The organism is Psychroflexus longus, assembly GCF_020164595.1.
Classification (GTDB): domain Bacteria; phylum Bacteroidota; class Bacteroidia; order Flavobacteriales; family Flavobacteriaceae; genus Psychroflexus; species Psychroflexus longus.
Genome location: NZ_JAIQZE010000001.1, coordinates 408,491 through 427,417, shown reverse-complemented (window position 1 = coordinate 427,417; position 18,927 = coordinate 408,491). Strand labels below are relative to the sequence as shown.

General features: G+C 37.5%; 10 protein-coding genes. All 10 read left to right on the top strand.

Annotated elements, in window-relative coordinates:
• Positions 1-924, top strand: coding sequence for a glucan endo-1,3-beta-D-glucosidase (locus LB452_RS01970; protein WP_224460041.1), 924 nt, complete (start codon positions 1-3; stop codon positions 922-924).
• Between the two features lie 186 nt (positions 925-1,110).
• Positions 1,111-3,384 carry a beta-glucosidase BglX gene (gene bglX / locus LB452_RS01965; RefSeq protein ID WP_224460040.1) on the top strand — a complete coding sequence of 758 codons (2,274 nt, stop codon included), beginning with the start codon at positions 1,111-1,113 and terminating at the stop codon, positions 3,382-3,384.
• A 452-nt stretch (positions 3,385-3,836) separates the two neighbouring features.
• Complete coding sequence (locus LB452_RS01960) at positions 3,837-7,007, top strand: glycoside hydrolase 5 family protein (protein ID WP_224460039.1); 3,171 nt, start codon at positions 3,837-3,839, stop codon at positions 7,005-7,007.
• Positions 7,008-7,015: 8 nt separating this feature from the next.
• Positions 7,016-8,458, top strand: coding sequence for a carbohydrate-binding protein (locus LB452_RS01955; RefSeq protein WP_224460038.1), 1,443 nt, complete (start codon positions 7,016-7,018; stop codon positions 8,456-8,458).
• A 17-nt stretch (positions 8,459-8,475) separates the two neighbouring features.
• Entirely contained in the window at positions 8,476-9,336 is an 861-nt protein-coding gene (locus LB452_RS01950; RefSeq protein WP_224460037.1) for a glycoside hydrolase family 16 protein, read from the top strand.
• Positions 9,337-9,351: 15 nt separating this feature from the next.
• Positions 9,352-10,110, top strand: a complete 759-nt coding sequence (locus tag LB452_RS01945; RefSeq protein WP_224460036.1) for a PKD domain-containing protein — start codon at positions 9,352-9,354, stop codon at positions 10,108-10,110.
• Between the two features lie 43 nt (positions 10,111-10,153).
• Positions 10,154-13,609 carry a hypothetical protein gene (locus tag LB452_RS01940; protein WP_224460035.1) on the top strand — a complete coding sequence of 1,152 codons (3,456 nt, stop codon included), beginning with the start codon at positions 10,154-10,156 and terminating at the stop codon, positions 13,607-13,609.
• Positions 13,610-13,616: 7 nt separating this feature from the next.
• The gene (locus LB452_RS01935; RefSeq protein ID WP_224460034.1) at positions 13,617-14,900 is read left to right on the top strand and encodes a glycosyl hydrolase family 17 protein; all 1,284 of its coding nucleotides are present in this window, start codon (positions 13,617-13,619) and stop codon (positions 14,898-14,900) included.
• 23 nt (positions 14,901-14,923) lie between these two features.
• Positions 14,924-16,417 carry a glycoside hydrolase family 30 protein gene (locus tag LB452_RS01930; RefSeq protein ID WP_224460033.1) on the top strand — a complete coding sequence of 498 codons (1,494 nt, stop codon included), beginning with the start codon at positions 14,924-14,926 and terminating at the stop codon, positions 16,415-16,417.
• Between the two features lie 11 nt (positions 16,418-16,428).
• Positions 16,429-18,924, top strand: a complete 2,496-nt coding sequence (locus tag LB452_RS01925) for an MFS transporter (protein ID WP_224460032.1) — start codon at positions 16,429-16,431, stop codon at positions 18,922-18,924.
• The last annotated feature ends 3 nt before the right edge of the window (positions 18,925-18,927 follow it).

Genomic DNA, 18,927 nt, shown 5'->3' with positions numbered 1-18,927 from the left:
ATGAAAAAATACAATCACATAATTTTAAGTCTTCTGGTTCTCCTCCTTGTTGTAGGTTGCCAGGATGACGATCAACAGTTTGGGGAAATCGTAGCGCCATCCAATATTGATATTTCAGCAGAAATTATTGGTGCTGATAGCGAAAACCCTAATGGTGATGGATCAGGTGAAGTTATATTTACAGCTAAAGCAGACAATGCAATCTCTTATGGTTTCGTTTACCAATCCAATAAAAAGAATGCCCCATCAGGATCAGCATCTTTTATATTTTCCACTTTAGGTGTTAATACTTATACCATTTCAGTGATAGCTTATGGTAAAGGTGGTGTTTCTTCATCAGAAACATTTGATGTTGATGTTTTAGCAACCTATGAACCACCTGTAGAATTAAAAACTAAACTTTATAATTTTGATCCTGATAATCCCGACGCTGACACTTCAAAAACGTGGAGAATTAAATCTTCAGTACCTGGTCATTTTGGTTTAGGTCCCGTTGGTGGTAATATTCCTGTTGAATTTTTTGGTGTTGCGCCAGAAGAAAAAGTTGGTGTAGGAATGTATGATGATCGCTATATTTTTGAATCAGACGGTACTTTTACATTTATCACAAACGTCAATAACGATGATACTTCAGGAACTGTTTTTGGTAGAGATGCTTATGTTGATCAATTAGGAAGTTCTGGTGGAACTCCTAATGGGGCAGATATAGAAAATTTACCTTTGGATGATTTTCAAACTACTTGGCAACTTATCAATCCTGGTGGTGCAGAAACCATTAGTCTATCAGGACTAGGGTTTATCGGATACTATACGGGAACACACAGTTATCAAATATTTGATCGTTCTGAGCCTAATGAAATGACTTTAAAAATAACTGATGGTAATTCTGAATTTGACTGGTGGTTTATAATTACTTCAGAATAGACACAACAATATAAACTCCATATCAATATCAAAAAAGAGGATTTTAATATCCTCTTTTTTGATATTATTGCTTAAAATAAGTTTGATTTGATTTGTTAAAGGTTCTTTTATGAATACTATTTCTATAAAAAGTAACATTAAAATTCAATGAGTCACTAGAAAAGTAAATCGCATAATAAACAACACATGAATTTTAAACATTTTATTTATATGGGTATTGCAATGCTCATTTTATCTTGCCAGCAAGACCCTAAAAGTAACTATGCCTCACAGAATATCGACGCTCAAGTTCAAGAGCTTTTAGCTAAAATGACTTTGGAAGAAAAAATTGGCCAGATGAACCAGTACAGTGGATTTATGGATTTTACGGGTCCTGAGCCAGATAAAGGTCAGGCTGCTACAAAATTAGATTACATCAAAAAAGGCTGGGTAGGTTCTATGCTCAACGTTCATGGCGTTGAAAATGTAAGAGCCGTTCAAAAAATAGCTGTTGAAGAGTCGAGACTTGGAATTCCACTGATTTTTGGTTTTGATGTGATTCATGGATATAAAACAATAAGCCCTATTCCACTTGCAGAAGCTGCTAGTTGGAATTTAGAAGCTATAAAGCGTTCTGCTAAAATTGCCGCAGAAGAAGCATCAGCCGCAGGAATTAACTGGACCTTTGCGCCTATGGTCGACATCTCCAGAGATGCACGTTGGGGTAGAGTGATGGAAGGTGCTGGAGAAGATCCTTTTCTTGGCAGTCAAATTGCCAAAGCTAGAATAAATGGTTTTCAAGGTCAGGATTTAGCTGCTTCTCATACTATTGCAGCAACTGCCAAGCACTTTGCAGGATATGGTTTTGCTGAAGCTGGTCGTGACTATAACACTGTTGACGTGGGGACTACCACTTTATACAATGTAATACTTCCACCATTTAAAGCTTCATTAGAAGCCGATGTCAAAAGTGTAATGAACGCTTTCAACGTTCTTAATGGTATCCCTGCTACAGGTGATAAGTTTTTACTCAGGAATATTTTAAAAGATCAATGGGGTTTTCAGGGCTTTGTGGTATCCGACTGGGATTCTGTAGGTGAAATGGTTAACCACGGTTATGCAGAAGACGGTCGGGATGCTGCTAAAAAAGCTGTCCTAGCTGGAACTGATATGGACATGGAGTCTTATCATTTCATTGAGCAATTAGCAAGCCTGGTAGAAGATGGTGAAGTAGATGAAAACTTAATTGATGATGCAGCGGGACGTATTCTTAAAGTTAAATTTGAACTCGGCCTTTTTGACGATCCTTACAAATATTTATCTAAAGATCGTGAAAACGAACTAGTATGCAGTCCTAAATTTAAAGATGAGGTTTTAGATATTGCACGACGATCTATCGTTTTACTAAAAAACGATAACGATATTTTACCGCTTCAAAAATCAAATCAAAAGATTGCTATAATTGGCGATCTCGCTCAGGATAAAACTTCACCACTAGGAAGTTGGAGAATAGCTGCTGACGATGGAACGGCTGAGTCTTTGATGGAAGCTATGCAAGCTTATGAAGCAAATAATACACTTAATTACGCAGCTGGTCCTCAGCTAATTATAGGAGAAACCAAATTTGTAAAAGAACTTAATGTCAATACAACAGATAGATCAGGTTTTGATGAAGCCGTACGAACTGCTAAAAATGCAGATGTTGTCATTATGAACCTTGGTGAACATGGATTGCAAAGCGGAGAAGCAAGAAGCAGAACAAGACTTGGATTACCAGGATTACAACAGGAATTATTAGAAGCGGTTTATAAAGTGAATCCCAACATCGTTTTAGTATTACAGAACGGGCGACCACTTACACTCAACTGGGCAGATGAACATATTCCAGCAATTGTAGAGGCATGGCAACTTGGTACCTTTAGTGGTTCAGCAATTACTCAGGTGCTCTACGGAGATTACAACCCAAGTGGTAAGTTGCCAATGAGCTTTCCTCGTCATGTCGGACAACTACCTTTGTATTACAATCATTTATCTACAGGACGCCCTAATGATCCTAATCAAAACGACGTCTTCAGGTCACATTATACCGATGAACAAAATACACCACTCTATCCTTTTGGTTTTGGACTAAGCTATACAAACTTTATCTACAGTAATTTTAAAGTAACTCCGTTAACCTCCTCAAACACTATCGAAGTCACTGTTGATGTTCAAAATAGCGGAGATATGGACGGCACAGAAACTGTGCAGGTCTACATCAGAGATTTGGTTGCTCAAATTTCAAGACCTGTAAAGGAGCTTAAAGCCTTTCAACAGGTAAAAATCAAAGCTGGTGAAAGCGAAAGCTTAAGCTTTACACTTACTGAAGAAGATCTAGGATACTATTTGCCTAACGGTGAATGGATTTTTGAGAGCGGTGAATTTGAAATATTTCTAGGATACAATTCACAGGATACTAACTCGAAGCGTATAGAATTATAATAATAAAGATGTATAGTTAAAAAAAAGAATTAAATCTTCATTTTAAAAATTGATTTGATAATCTTTTTCATTGAAATTACTACTTATGTATATTTTATAAGCTATTAATAATCAAATGCTATATATTTTGTATAATAAATAAGGAATAATCAATGTATTGATTAGGTGATGACTAAAATCTTTGCTTTTTAAGTGTAGTAATTTGAAATTTCCTTTTTTTAAACAGTTTACAGCTATACATTTCCTATACAAAACATCCTCTCAACCCAAATCAAAGCTCTCGCTGAAAATCCTTTCTTAATATTAAGTTAAGGGTCTTAAGCGGGTTTACTCATTTTTCGGAGTAAAAAAAATCATAGCGAGTGTGTATATTTTTTGTAGTGTGTTAAATCAAATGTTTAACGGCGAAAACCTTTAAGTTTGAGAATAACGAATTTTTTAGATTCTTTGATATGAAAAAATTTCTAACTGCAATCGCTTTTTTACTTCTTACGAGCTTTAGTTTTTCACAAGCTCATGATGTAAAGGTCATTTCTAACGAGCAAGGAATGAAGCTTCAAGTAGATGGTAAAGATTTTATGGTAAATGGTATGAACTGGGATTATTTTCCCAGAGGAACAAATTTCAGTTATAGTCTTTGGGAACAATCTGATGATATAATTCAGGCTGCTTTGGATGCAGAGATGGGCTTGCTGAAAAATATGGGGGTTAATACGGTAAGACTTTACACTGGCATTCAGCCAAAATGGATCACTTACATTTATGAAAATTATGGGATCTATACCATGCTCAACCATTCTTTTGGCCGGTATGGACTGACGATAAACGGAGTATGGACACCAGTAACTAAATACGATGATCCAGACACTGTAGAATTACTTCTCTCAGAAGTTAATGAACTAGCTCAGAATTATAAAGATACTCCAGGGCTTCTGTTATTCTTGTTAGGTAACGAAAACAATTATGGGTTGTTTTGGGCAGGTGCTGAAACAGAAGATTTCCCTGACGAGGAAGATCAAATCAATGCTGTTGGTGAAATTAGGGGTCGTCCGATGTACCGCCTTATGAATGAAGCAGCTGTAGACATGAAGGAAATCAATAGCAATATTCCAGTTGCAATTTGCAACGGTGACGTTCTCTTTCTTGATATTATCGCTGAAGAATGTCCTGATGTAGATATTTATGGAACCAATATGTACAGAGGGGCCTCATTTGGAGATGCTTTTCAGAAAGTAAAAGAGGTCTACGGCAAACCAATTCTATTCACAGAATTTGGAGCAGATGCTTTTAATGCCATCGAAATGCAAGAAGATCAGAAATCACAGGCTTATTACATGGTGAATAACTGGAAAGATATTTACGCAAATGCTGCAGGACTTGGAAGAGCTGAAAATTCTATTGGAGGTTTTACTTTCCAATTTAGTGATGGTTGGTGGAAATTTGGACAGACAGATAATTTAGATGTTCACGATTCTAATGCCTCATGGGAAAACGGAGGTTATGACAGAGACCATAAGGAAGGTAAAAATAACATGAATGAAGAGTGGTTTGGAGTGTGTGCCAAAGGTCCAACTAATGCAAGAGGTTTGTACGACTTATACCCAAGGGCGGCTTACTACGCTCTAAAAGAAGCACATGAACTCAATCCTTACGATGAAAATGTTAATGGTCTAACTGTGACCAAGCATTTTGAGGATATTTCTTTGATGGATGCCGTTTTAAGGGCTAGAGGAGATAAAGCCGCTTTAGGTGGTGGGGAAACTCAAAAGGTTGGAATTAGCAGAGTAGCAGCTCATTTATCAACCTTTTATACTGGAGGTAGTTTAATTACAACACCAGACAATCCGGATCCAAACTCCACTTCTTATCCCAATCAATTGGGTTTTGACCAGATGCAATCCTATTTTATTGGTGTGGGTGGTAAACCTGCAGCTAATGTCACTTTCAATGTGGACTTCAACATCGTTGGAGATCTCGCTGAAAATCCAATTAACGAAATTTTTTATGAAAATAGAGCTAGACCCATTCGAGTCCAAACTCCAGACGGAGAAACGATAATCCAAGACAATAATAATTTGCAGGTCTACCAAGCTGAGTTTGAATGGAACAACGATCTATTCGACTTAAGAGGATTCTACAGAACAGGTCATTACCATTGGGGTTACGAAGGTGATTTTTTTGGATTGTATCCAGAAGCTAATTATGGTCCGAACTTAGATATCTACGGAGGTGTAATCTCGGGAATAGAGATTGATGCCAAAGGAGAACTTGATGGTTTAAAAGCTGCCATTGGTCCTCAATTGTGGTGGGGTGCCAATCCTACTATGCTTTATAAATATACCAAGACCATTCAAAAATGGGATGTAACAGGAATTTACCATAGAGACTTAGAAACCGAATTAGAGTTTGATGATAACGGACGACGAATATTAGATCAGAATCAGGTGCGAAGTGGTGTGATTCCACCGTGGCCCCAGGAAAGAGCTACTTTGGCTCTAGAACGAGATTTTGGAAAATTTGGATTGACGGTAGGTGGTATATGGGCAGGAAGTCCGCTTAACGGAAGTACTTATCAAGATATCGATGATAACGGCAATGTCGTAGTAGATAATGTAAAAGCATCCGATAACTGGGGAGGTAAAGCCAAACTGACTTATGAAGGCGGTAAATTTAACTGGTATGCACAAGGAGGTATCTCAGGGCTTGTAGCCAATGGGGGATTCGACCCTACTTTAACCTTTACAGGATGGAAATTAAAAGATAATGGAAGTGGTAACCAATCCAATTTTTTATCTGGTTTCACCTATAATATTGGGAAATGGCAAATTGCCCCAAATTTTTTATGGCAAAAGCCTTTGGTAGACGCTATGCCAGATAATGGTGACGCTCCAGGTCGATTAAGAAATTTTATCGACGATCCATTTGCTGTTCGTTTTAATAGAGAAACTACAGCCGGTGAAATTCTTTTCACCTTCGATCCTACTCCGGGAACTTATATGTATGACTGGGATAACAATAGATCTGAAGATGCTGAATTTGCAATGAGTGCAGGTTTTGTATTCAGACACTTACCAACGACGATGGATGCACATATTGGTTTTCTCGACACTCGTGAATTTTTTCCTTTTGCAAACACAGTCCCAGCTCAGGATTTATGGGAAGCTCACGCTAGAATGGTGTCAAGTTTAGGGCCTGATCTCAGCATCGTGGGTACATTTTATTACGGAAACGGTCAGGCTAATGGAGACTCTGATCGGTTAGTGACCGATAGGTTTGGAGCCAATCTCGACGTGAGGTATAAAAAATATTGGATTAGAGGGGATGTGAAAATCAACGACTGGGGTCCTTATGATTACCACAGGGATTTCAACTTAACTTTCCCTGTCCAAACCATGATAGATTTGTCAACTACATTAGGAAAACCAAAGTGGTATATTTTGCCCACTACACAAGTTGGTATAAGAGGCATATGGCGGTCATTAAATGAATTTTCTCCCAGATATTCACCCAATGCAACACCGATTGGTTCCTTCGACACTAATCCAGCAATTAGTCCAGTAGGCTTTCCAGATGGTTCTGAATGGGAAATCATGACTTATGTAAGATTTAATATTGGTAAATAATATTCAAGATGATAAAGAAAAAATATATTCAATTTATAGCACTTGCTGTCCTTTCTATGATCATGACTACAAGTTGCGAAAGAGACGTATCCGACGATGCGGTATTGGCTACTTTCCCTTCCAATGCAGACGTATATACTGATAATCCTGTGGGATTAACAGATGAGTTTTTCATCTCGTTTAATCCTGCCGATGGGGCAAACCCTGAAGGTTTTGGAACTGACCAAAATGAAGCCTATGTTGGCACTTCTTCAATAAGACTAGATATCCCCGCACCAAATGATCCAGATGGTGGTTTTATTGGTGGTATTTTTAAAGATAGAGGTGAAGGAAGAAATCTGACAGAGTATGATGCTTTAACCTTTTGGGTGAAGGCTTCAAGAACCGCTCTTTTCGATGAAGTTGGTTTTGGGTTCGACTTTGAATTGGATAAATACACAGTGGCAAGGACAGACATACAATTATCAACAGATTGGAGAAAAGTAATCATACCAATTCCAGATCCTTCAAAATTGATTCAGGAAAAAGGAATGTTTTTCTTTTCAACAGGTACTTCAAGTACAGATGGTGTTGGATTTACAATTTGGATAGATGAAATAAGATTTGAAAATCTAGGAACAATTGCTCAACCACAACCAAGAATTTTAAATGGTGAAAACATATCACAGCAAGGTTTTATTAATGTACCTTTTCAGCTCACTGGACTTACCCAAACATTCAACACCGAATCTGGTAGAAATGTAAGTGTTAATGCAGCTCCTTCTTTTTTTGATTTTTCATCTTCAAACCCAGGAGTTGCTACAGTTGACGAATTTGGCCTGGCATCAGTTATAGGTGAAGGCGAAGTGACAATATCTGCTTCCTTAGATGGTGTTGGAGCTCAAGGTTCATTGTCACTTAATGTTGAAGGAGGCTTCAATTTTGCTCCCGATCCAACACAGCCCGCAGAAAATGTTGTTTCTATATTTAGTGATGCTTATCAGGATATTCCAGTATCAAGATACAATTCATTTTTTGAGCCCTTTCAAAACACGCTTGGCGGTGTTGTCCCGGTTGGACCAGAGTCTATAATAAGTTATACAGATCTAAATTTTGTAGGCATTGTTTTTAATGATGTAACCTTCCCGTCAGAAGCAGTTCAACCTGTTAATGCCACTAATTTAACTCACTTACATGTAGATATTAATGTTCAAGAAGCTATTCAAGCCAACGACAGATTATTATTACAGCTTACAAATTATGGTGCTTCAGAAACTGTGGGCTCTTTTTTAATATCTGGAAATCAATTAGTCGAAGACCAATGGGTCAGTTTTGATATTCCTTTATCGGACTTTTCGGGACTTGGGGATAAAAACAGGATTGGTCTACTCCTTTTTAATTCTGAAGATGGGCCTAATAACCCTACGATATCTAATATATTTTTAGATAACATTTATTTCTACACTGAATAAATATAAACCCATTGATTATGAAAATAAATAAAGATAGTAAACTTAATATGATGAAATATTCATCAATTTTTCTACTAATTTTAATGTGCATATTGAGTTGCGATTTAGATGAAACTCAGGAAGTGGTTACGCTTGACAACTTGGTGTGGGCCGATGAGTTTGACATTGATGGTGCTCCAAATCCGGAACATTGGAACTTTGAAATTGGTGATGGCACAGACCAAGGCATACCCGGTTGGGGTAATAATGAATTACAATATTACACCGATAGACCACAAAATGTGAAAGTTGAAAATGGCGTATTGCTCATCACTGCCAGGCAAGAATCTTTTCAAGGCAATAACTATACTTCTGCGCGATTGACCACTCAAAATCTGTTTGAACAAAAATATGGTCGATATGAAGCGCGGATTAAAGTACCTTACGGAAAAGGCTACTGGCCTGCATTTTGGTTATTGGGTAATGACTGCGATGTTAATCCATGGCCTGCTTGTGGAGAAATTGATATTATGGAATTTTTAGGCGATGAGCCAACTTCAGTTTTTAGTACAATTCATGGACCTCAATATTCTGGAGCTGAATCTATTTCTAAAGCATATAATTTAGAAAATGACCGTTTCGATACAGGTTTTCATGTCTATGGAATGGAATGGTCACCAAATCGCATCAATTTTTATGTAGACGATGTTTTGTACCATACCCTTACGCCAGAAGATGTAGATGAAGAAACTAATGGTGCTGGAAACTGGATTTTCAACGATAGACCATTTTACATCATTCTTAATGTAGCCATAGGTGGTAATTTGCCAGGAAACCCGAATTCAGAAACTGTTTTTCCACAAAGCATGGTTGTGGATTACGTAAGAGTTTACAATTAACTAAAATTTACTAAAATGAAATTATCAAATAAAAGCTTAATAGTTGTGCCTCTTATGGTTTTGATCATGTTTCAATTCTCGTGTGAAGAGAATGATAGCGGTATCGATTTTGTAGATTTTGAAGCCAGGTTTGTCAGTGAAGTAAATAATAGAACCGTTAGTTTTAATAATTTATCCAATGAAGCGACAAGTTTTGTTTGGGATTTTGGAGATGCTACGAGTTCCACTTTGATTAATCCTGTCAAAACTTATGATGAGGATGGTACTTATACAGTGTCGCTCACTGCAATCAATGACAATGGCGATATAGATACATTTCAGGATGATGTTGAGGTTGAATTGATTTTGATAGTGAATGGTAATTTTGAGAATGGTTCTCAAGGTTGGATAGTGGGTGTTAATGATAATGCTTCTGCACCTGTAGTTACTGAAAATGGCAATTCATTTTACGAAGTCAATATCACCAACCCCAACCCCGATCAACCATTCCTCGTTAATCTCAGTCAAAAATTACCAATTACTCAAGGCGAACCTTATGTTTTGACTTTTGATGCCTGGTCTGATAGAAACAGAACCATAATTGCAGGAATAGGTCTAAGCGGCGGTGATTTTTCCAACGATATTCAAACTGTAAACCTCACGGATACACCACAAACTTTTGAGTTAACCTTAAGCTCTCAGGAGTTTGGTGCACCAGATGCTAGAGTTTTGTTTGATAATAACGGTGAAGCTGGCCTGGTTAGGATAGATAACGTATCCTTAGATTTGCAATAGCTTTATAATAGAACCTTAAATAAGTAGAACCAATTAACAAAGAATGATTCAAGAAGACAACAAGACACAACAATCAACCAAAGAAAGTGTATTGGAACAAGTGAGAATAAATGGTGAGAAGTTCTTAAAAATCACCAATAATGATGCGCAACGCCCATTTTTTATGAGTATAGTCAGCGATTCCAACCACTGGATGTTTATATCTAGCAATGGAGGACTTACAGCAGGTCGACGTAATGCAGATTATGCACTTTTTCCCTATTATACAGATGATAAAATAACTGAATCTGCACATTATACTGGTAGTAAGACCATATTTAAGGTACATAGTGATGCTGGCTTTCAGGTATGGGAGCCCTTCTCCAATAGGTTTTTAGAGCAATATCAGATCACAAGACATTTGTACAAAAATATCTATGGAAACAAACTGATGTTTGAAGAAATCAATCACAGTTTAAACTTGAGTTTTACCTACAGATGGTCATCGAGTGATAAATATGGTTTTGTAAAAACTTCTGAAGTGATCAACCATAATCCATCTTCCGTCAAAATTGAAGTTTTAGATGGTCTTCAAAATGTATTACCTGCTGGCGTAGTCAGTGATTTGCAAAGTCAGAGTAGCAATCTTGTTGATGCGTATAAACGTAACGAACTCGATCAAAACACGGGCTTAGGTATTTTTGCCTTAAGTGCCGTACCAGTCGACAAAGCTGAACCTAGTGAGGCCTTAAAAGCAAATGTAGTTTGGCAGTTAGGACTAGATAATCCTGGTTATCTTTTATCCTCTCTGCAACTTGAAAACTTCAGAACTGGACAGGACATTCATCAAGAAACCGATGTCAAGGCTGAAAAGGGCGCGTATTTTGTTCACAAAACCCTTCATCTAGAGCCAGAAGAGAAAAAGACATGGCTTATTGTCGCCGATGTCAATTACAATCATGCGTCAGTGATTAAACTTCAACAAGATTTACACAACGAAAATCTTTTGGACATCATTGAAGAGGATATTCTAGCGGGCACCGAAAAACTGATTCGACTCAATGCTGCAGCTGATGGACTTCAACGTTCTAATGATAATTTAAGAGACATCCGTCATTATGCCAACACCATGTTCAATATCATGCGCGGTGGAATCTTTGATAATAATTACCAAATAGAAGGATGGGACTTTAGAGATTATTTGTCTAAAGCCAATAAACCTTTATCTAAAAAACTGGAGTCCAAGTTAAAAGCTTTACCAGAGGAATTTCCTTTAAGCCAATTGAAAGCACTTGCGCATTCTATAAATAATGAAGATTTTACAAGGCTCTGTACAGAGTATTTACCTCTGAAATTTAGTCGCAGACACGGAGACCCGAGTCGACCTTGGAATCAATTCTCTATCAATACTAAAGATGAACAAGGCCATAAAATTCTAAATTACGAAGGCAATTGGCGTGATATTTTTCAGAATTGGGAAAGTCTTTCACATTCCTATCCTGAGTTTATCGAAAGCATGATCTATAAATTTCTGAATGCAACTACATTCGATGGGTATAACCCTTATCGGGTAACCAAAGATGGCTTCGATTGGGAAACTATAGAACCAGACGACCCGTGGTCTTACATTGGTTACTGGGGAGATCATCAGATCATTTATTTGCTGAAATTTTTAGAATTTTATGAAGATTATCAGCCCCAAAGTTTAGCTAAACTCTTTAAAAAATCCGAATTTGTATATGCCAATGTTCCTTATAGAATTAAATCTTACCAGGATATTTTAAGCGATCCAAAGGATACTATCGATTTTGACCATAAAGCGGATTCAAAAATCAGAGATAAGCGTGAAAAAATAGGAGCTGATGGGGCCTTACTTCAAACCAAAAGGGGTAAAATAATCCACGTCAATTTCGTTGAAAAGATATTAGCAACAACTTTGGCTAAGCTATCCAACTTTATTCCAGAAGCTGGTATTTGGATGAACACCCAGCGTCCGGAATGGAACGATGCTAACAATGCTTTGGTAGGGAACGGAGTGTCTATGGTAACGTTATCTTATTTGAGACGATTTTTAGAATTCTTCAAAACGGTTTTTGAAAATGTAGAGGGCGACGAAGACTACTCAATTTCAGAAGAATTGGCACAGCTTTTTACAAAAATGCATAATACTTTCATTACCCATCATGACCTTATAAAATCTGGTTTTAATGATGTTCAGCGTAAAGTTATTTTGGATGAATTAGGAGAGGCTGCCAGTCATTACCGAACTCAGGTGTATGCCAAAGGATTCTCAGGAGAGAAAACTGAGCTTTCTGCAGAACAAATTCAAGGGTTTATTAAAACAAGTATAGATTATTTAGAGCATTCCATTGAGGCTAACAAGCGAACTGACAATTTGTACCATGCTTATAATCTAATGACCGTTGAAGACGATGAAGTCTCGATTAATTATCTTTCAGAAATGCTCGAAGGCCAGGTAGCTGTATTAAGTTCAGGTTACTTAGAATCAACTCAGTCTTTAGAGGTGTTGGACGCCCTGAAACAAAGTGACTTATTTAGACCAGACCAATTTAGTTATTTACTTTACCCATTCAAAAACTTAAAAGGCTTTTTGGAACGTAATCATGTTCCTGAAGCTTCAGTAAAATCTTCTGAATTGCTTCAAAAATTAGTAGAAGATGGCGATAGACGAATCATTGAAAAAGACATTAAAAATCAGTATCACTTCAATGGTAATTTCAACAATGCTAAGAAGTTAAAACAAGCATTGCTTTCTCTTAAAGGTGAAGCAGCTTACTCAAGTTTAGTTGAAAAAGAATTGAATTTGATTTTGAAAATTTACGAAGAGGTTTTCAACCATAAATCCTTTACAGGACGCTCGGGAACATTTTACGGCTATGAAGGTTTAGGTTCCATCTATTGGCATATGGTTTCAAAACTGCAATTAGCGGTTTTAGAAACTTGTTTAGATGCTATAAATAACGAAGCATCGGCAGAAGTGGTTGGTCGTTTACTGGAGCATTACTATGAAATCAACGAAGGTATTGGCGTGCATAAATCTCCAAAACTCTACGGTGCTTTTTCTACAGATCCGTACTCACATACTCCTATCGGGAAAGGCGCACAACAACCAGGTATGACAGGTCAGGTTAAAGAAGATATCCTTAGCCGATTTGGCGAATTGGGTGTTCAGGTCAAAAAGGGAAGGCTTCAGTTTCAACCTTATCTGCTAAGGAAAACTGAGTTTTTGGATGAAGTCCATGTTTTTAGATATGTAGATCTAAATAATGATAAGCATAAAATGGACTTACATCCCGGTTCATTAGGATTTACATTTTGTCAGGTGCCAATTGTTTATATTATGTCTGCTGAAAGCAAAATAGAAATTGACATGAGTGATGGTTCAACTGAAACCATTCATGGTCTTGAGCTTTCTAAGACAATTAGCCACGATATTTTCCAGAGATCTGGTCAGGTAAGATTGATCACAGTTCATGTAGAAACCTCCATTTTAAAATAAATAAGTCATGAAGTCAGCTATGCATAGCCTTTTAGCTTTAAGTCTAGTTTTAGTAGCTTCTTGCCAACAATCTCAAAAAGAGCTCGAATCAATGCAAAAAGATAGAAATTTAACTGCAAAAGAGATTTTCAATAAACCAGAATATCTAGCCATTTCTTATGGGGGTTACCGTGAAAATACTCGAAGTATACAACCTGAGATAAGTGAACTTAAGGAAGACTTGAAGATTTTACATGCAATGGACATTAAGGTATTGAGAACTTACAATGTTCGTTTACCCCATGCGGCCAATGTTCTTCAGGCCATTAAGGAACTTAAAATAGAATATCCAGATTTTGAAATGTATGTCATGCTAGGCGCATGGATAGATTGTAAAAATGCATGGACTGAGTTACCGCTCAATCATAACGAAGAAAGCGTGCGTAATGCAACTGAAATCGAAAGAGCGGTAGAACTAGCCAATCAATTTCCGGATATTGTAAAAATTATTGCTGTAGGGAATGAAGCTATGGTGAAATGGGCGGAAGCCTACTATGTTCAACCTCACATTATTTTAAAATGGGTCAAACATCTCCAGGCTCTTAAGGAGGAAGGTGAACTTAGCAAAGATCTCTGGATTACAAGTTCAGATAACTTTGCTTCTTGGGGAGGTGGTGAAAGTGAATACCATACTCCAGAACTGGAAGAGCTCATTAAAAGTGTGGATTACCTTTCTATTCATACCTATCCGATGCACGACACGCATTACAATCCGATCTTTTGGGGGACTTTACACAAAGAAAGTCAACTAAGCAATACCGAAAAGATTGATAAAGCGATGAATCGCTCTTTGAGTTACGCGATTTCTCAGTATGACAGTGTTGCCAGCTATATGAAAACTTTGGGGGTAAACAAGCCTATTCATATTGGAGAAACAGGCTGGGCAAGTTTCTCAAACGGGCATTATGGTCATGAAGGATCCAAAGCTACAGATGAATACAAACAAGCATTGTACTATGATAAAATGCGAGAATGGGCGACTAAAAACAAAATAAAGTGCTTTTATTTCCAGGCTTTTGATGAGCCATGGAAAGATGCGCAAAACCCAAGCGGATCTGAGAATTATTTTGGCATATTTACCGTAGAAGGTAAAGCTAAATATGTGCTCTGGGATGCAGTAGATAAGGGTGTTTTTGAAGGATTGGAAAGAGGTGACCAACCTGTTATTAAAACCTATGATGGTAAAATCGAGGACTTACTCTTAGATGTTAGTATGCCTCCGGTTAAAAAAGAAATTAATGTGAACCATTAGTTGAATGATTAAAAATCCATATTATGAAGTCTTTAAAATTTTCATCAATCGTCTTAATTATACTTATGATTGCTAGTTCTTGTGCTAAGAAGACTGAAGTTTCAGAAGTTGAAGTTTTTGAAACTTCAAGAAGTGGAAATCAATTATCGAAAATAGAAACCTTTAGCAAGGCTAAATCCACTTCAAAAATAAGCTTGAATCCTGAACAAACCTTTCAGACCTTTACTGGTTTTGGGGGTTCTTTTACGGAAGCATCTGCCTCTTTACTGAATCGATTGAGCGAAGAAAATCGTCAAAAAGTCATCGATGCTTATTTTGCAGATTCTGGAGCACGTTATTCTTTGACCAGAACTCATATGAATTCTTGTGACTTTTCTTTAAGTCAATATTCTTATGCCCCTGTTGAAGGAGATACGCTCCTTAAAAATTTCAGTATAGAAGAGGATAAAGATGATTTGATCCCCATGATTAAAGAGGCGATGAACGCCTCAAAAGATGGCTTCAAAATTATTTCTTCACCATGGACAGCACCGCCTTGGATGAAAGATAACAACAAATGGGTTGGAGGGAAGTTGAAGCCAGAATACTACGACACTTGGGCGCTTTTCTTCTCCAAATATGCCGATGCCTACAAAGCTGAAGGTATAGATATTTGGGGGTTTACCGTCGAAAATGAGCCTTTAGGAAATGATAGCAACTGGGAGAGTATGCACTTCTCGCCTAAAGAAATGACTGACTTTGTAGTCAATCATCTTGGTCCTCAGCTGGAACAAGATGGTAAAAGCGATTTAGCAATTTTAGGTTACGACCAAAATAGAGAACATCTGGATGAATGGGTGGACGAAATGTACAGAGACGAAACGTCTAGAAAATACTTTGATGGAACTGCTGTACATTGGTACGCCAGTACTTATAAAATATTTGGAGACCAATTACAATATGCTAAAAATAAAGCTCCAGAAAAATACTTAATTGAAACCGAGGGTTGCATTGACGCCCAGGTTCCGGTTTGGCAAGATGATGACTGGTACTGGCAAAAAGAAGCCACTGACTGGGGTTACGACTGGGCTAGTGAGGAAAACAAATACCTTCACCCCAAATACAGACCGGTGTATAGGTATGCGCGCGATATTATAGGGTGCATGAACAATGAAGTAGATGGCTGGATAGATTGGAACATGGTTCTGGATCGTCAAGGTGGGCCGAACTGGTTTGAAAACTGGTGTATAGCGCCTGTGATTGTCGATCCAGACCAAGATGAGGTATATTTCACACCTTTGTATTACACCATGTCTCACTTCAGTAGATACATAAGACCGGGAGCAAAACGCATCGCTTTTGAATCCACGGATGTCGATTTGCAAGTCAGTGCTGCAACCAATCCAGATGGTAGCCATGTGGTGATCGTATTTAATCCTTCAGAAGAACAGAAAGTATTTGACCTTACTTTGAATGATGTTTCCAGAACTATATCTATAAGTCCACAAGCTATTCAAACGATAACTATCGCCAATTAAATTGAGATTGTATGTCTGAAATTAAAACTCCCGAAGAAGATAAAGTTCCAGTAGGTCAAAAGGCGGCTTTTGGTGCGGGTCATTTTGTTCTGAACTTATTGCCAGGGGTCTTAGGTGTTTATCTGCAAGTATTTATCCTTACGGCTTTTGGAATGGATCCAGTCTGGGCAGGGCTTTTGGGTGGCTTACCTAGAATCTTTGATGCGCTATCGGACCCAATCATGGGATTTATTTCTGACAATACAAAATCTAGATATGGAAGGCGAAGGCCTTATATTTTTTCAGGTGCAATTATAAGTGGGCTACTATTCATTCTGATGTGGCAATTGAATGAAAATGCATCAATGACCTATAATTTTTGGTACGTGATGATTTTGCAAATCCTATTCCTGGTTGGGAATACCATGTTTGCAACACCACTGGTTGGCTTAGGCTACGAAATGTCTCCAGATTATAACGAAAGGACTCGTTTGATGAGTCTTGCCAACTCCATGGGACAAATAGCTTGGATTATAGTGCCCTGGCTGTATGTTATTATACCTGATCCGGATACCTTTGATAATCCAGCTGAAGGTGTTAGAACCATGGCCTATATCGTAGGAGGAATTTGTATAGTTTTTGGAGTTTTACCTGCTCTTTTTTGCAAAGGGATAGATGCAGGAGAAATGGAAGATAGGGAAAGGATCTCTCTGAAAACATTAGGATCCAACATGAGAGAACTATATAAGGGTATAGTTCAAGTATCCAAGAACAAACCTTTTATGAAGCTTTGTGGAGCAACCTTTTTAGTGTTCAATGGTTTTCAATTGGTAGCCGCTTTTTCAGTATTTATCATTGTGTTTTATATGTATCAGGGAAGCTGGGAAGTGGCCGGGACATGGCCTGCCTGGTTTAATTCTCTTAACGCAGTAATTACTGCCTTAATCGTTATTCCTATAGTTTCTAAAATGGCAACCAAAATTGGGAAACGAAATGCTTTTCTTATTTCTACATTTTTATCAATCATAGGATATATTTTAAAATGGTGGGGCTTTGATGTTGAGTTAAATGAACAATTCAATCAAACGTTATTAGGTGAAAGCTTAACTGGTGGATTGGGTACAGTGTTTAATTTTTTAAATCCTCATTTGAAAAGTATTGGGGCGACTTGGTTTACAATTGATGTCTCTAATGGTGTGCCCTGGCTAATTTTTTTGCCAATTCCTTTTTTTGCATTTGGTATGGGTGGTTTATTTACCTTGATGATGTCCATGACAGCAGATGTCTGTGATTTGGACGAACTTGAAAACGGCCTGCCTCGTAAAGAAGGCACCTTTGGAGCGATCTACTGGTGGATGGTTAAAGTTGGACAGGCTTTAGCAATTATACTAAGTGGAGTCATTCTAAAAATTGTTGGTTTTGACCAGAATATCACAGATCAAACGGTGGAGACAATGACCAATCTAAGGATTGCAGATATCGTTGTTCCTGCCGGTACTGCTGCAGCTGCATTTTTGGTGATGTGGGGTTATAATCTTGATGAAAAACGAGTGAATAAAATAGGAGAAGAACTAAAGCGAAGAAGAGTAAAACCTAAAAACATAACTTCTTCAGCCTATTTGAAGAGATCTCATCTATTGTTACCAGAACTCAATATAACACCAGATAGACAATATGATCTTGATTTTTCCAATAAATCAAACAAAGAGATCAAAGCTTTATTTTCCACTAAGCTACACGAAGGTCTTCATGGTATTTGTTTTAGTCCCTATACAAAGGGTCAGGATTTAAGCGATACTCTTTCCGAAAGTCAAATAGTTCGTAGAATGAAAATCATTCAGCCTTATACTCAATGGGTAAGATCATTTTCTTGTACCAATGGCAACGAATACATTCCAAAGATTGCAAAAGATAAAGGCCTTAAAACTGCAGTAGGAGCATGGATTAGTAACGATCTATCCAAAAATCAAAAGGAAATTGAAAATCTTATTTCACTGGCCAATGATGGTCTTGTGGATATTGCGGTTATCGGAAATGAAGTTCTACTTCGCGAGGAGCTGAGTGTTGATGAGGTTTTAGAGTATATTTCAAGAGTAAGACAAGCAATCCCCAAAGAGATTCTTGTAACCTATGTAGACTCGTATTACATTTTCGATATTCATCCTGAACTTATTCCAGCCTTGGATATGATATCTATTAACTGCTATCCCTTCTGGGAAGGAGCTGATATAAATATTTCACCTGCCTATACGCGTTATATGTATCAACTTATCAAAGAAAAATCTGGAGGTAAACCCGTTATTATTTCCGAAACTGGTTGGCCGAGTGATGGTGAAAGTACAGAGCAGGCAGAACCATCTCAAACTAACGCGATGAAATATTTTATCGATATTCAGAATTGGGCCGATCAGGAGGATATTCCACTATTTTATTTTTCTTCTTTTGATGAGTCCTGGAAAATTCATCATGAAGGAGATGTTGGACAGAGTTGGGGTCTATGGAACGAGAAAGAAAAACTTAAATATTAATCA

Bases quoted from the DNA above. Each gene is read 5' to 3' on its own strand.
- LB452_RS01945 (WP_224460036.1), top strand. From the start codon at position 9,352: ATGAAATTATCAAATAAAAGCTTAATAGTTGTGCCTCTTATGGTTTTG.
- LB452_RS01930 (WP_224460033.1), top strand. From the start codon at position 14,924: ATGAAGTCTTTAAAATTTTCATCAATCGTCTTAATTATACTTATGATT.
- bglX (WP_224460040.1), top strand. From the start codon at position 1,111: ATGAATTTTAAACATTTTATTTATATGGGTATTGCAATGCTCATTTTA.
- LB452_RS01970 (WP_224460041.1), top strand. From the start codon at position 1: ATGAAAAAATACAATCACATAATTTTAAGTCTTCTGGTTCTCCTCCTT.
- LB452_RS01955 (WP_224460038.1), top strand. From the start codon at position 7,016: ATGATAAAGAAAAAATATATTCAATTTATAGCACTTGCTGTCCTTTCT.
- LB452_RS01940 (WP_224460035.1), top strand. From the start codon at position 10,154: ATGATTCAAGAAGACAACAAGACACAACAATCAACCAAAGAAAGTGTA.
- LB452_RS01925 (WP_224460032.1), top strand. From the start codon at position 16,429: ATGTCTGAAATTAAAACTCCCGAAGAAGATAAAGTTCCAGTAGGTCAA.
- LB452_RS01950 (WP_224460037.1), top strand. From the start codon at position 8,476: ATGAAAATAAATAAAGATAGTAAACTTAATATGATGAAATATTCATCA.
- LB452_RS01960 (WP_224460039.1), top strand. From the start codon at position 3,837: ATGAAAAAATTTCTAACTGCAATCGCTTTTTTACTTCTTACGAGCTTT.
- LB452_RS01935 (WP_224460034.1), top strand. From the start codon at position 13,617: ATGAAGTCAGCTATGCATAGCCTTTTAGCTTTAAGTCTAGTTTTAGTA.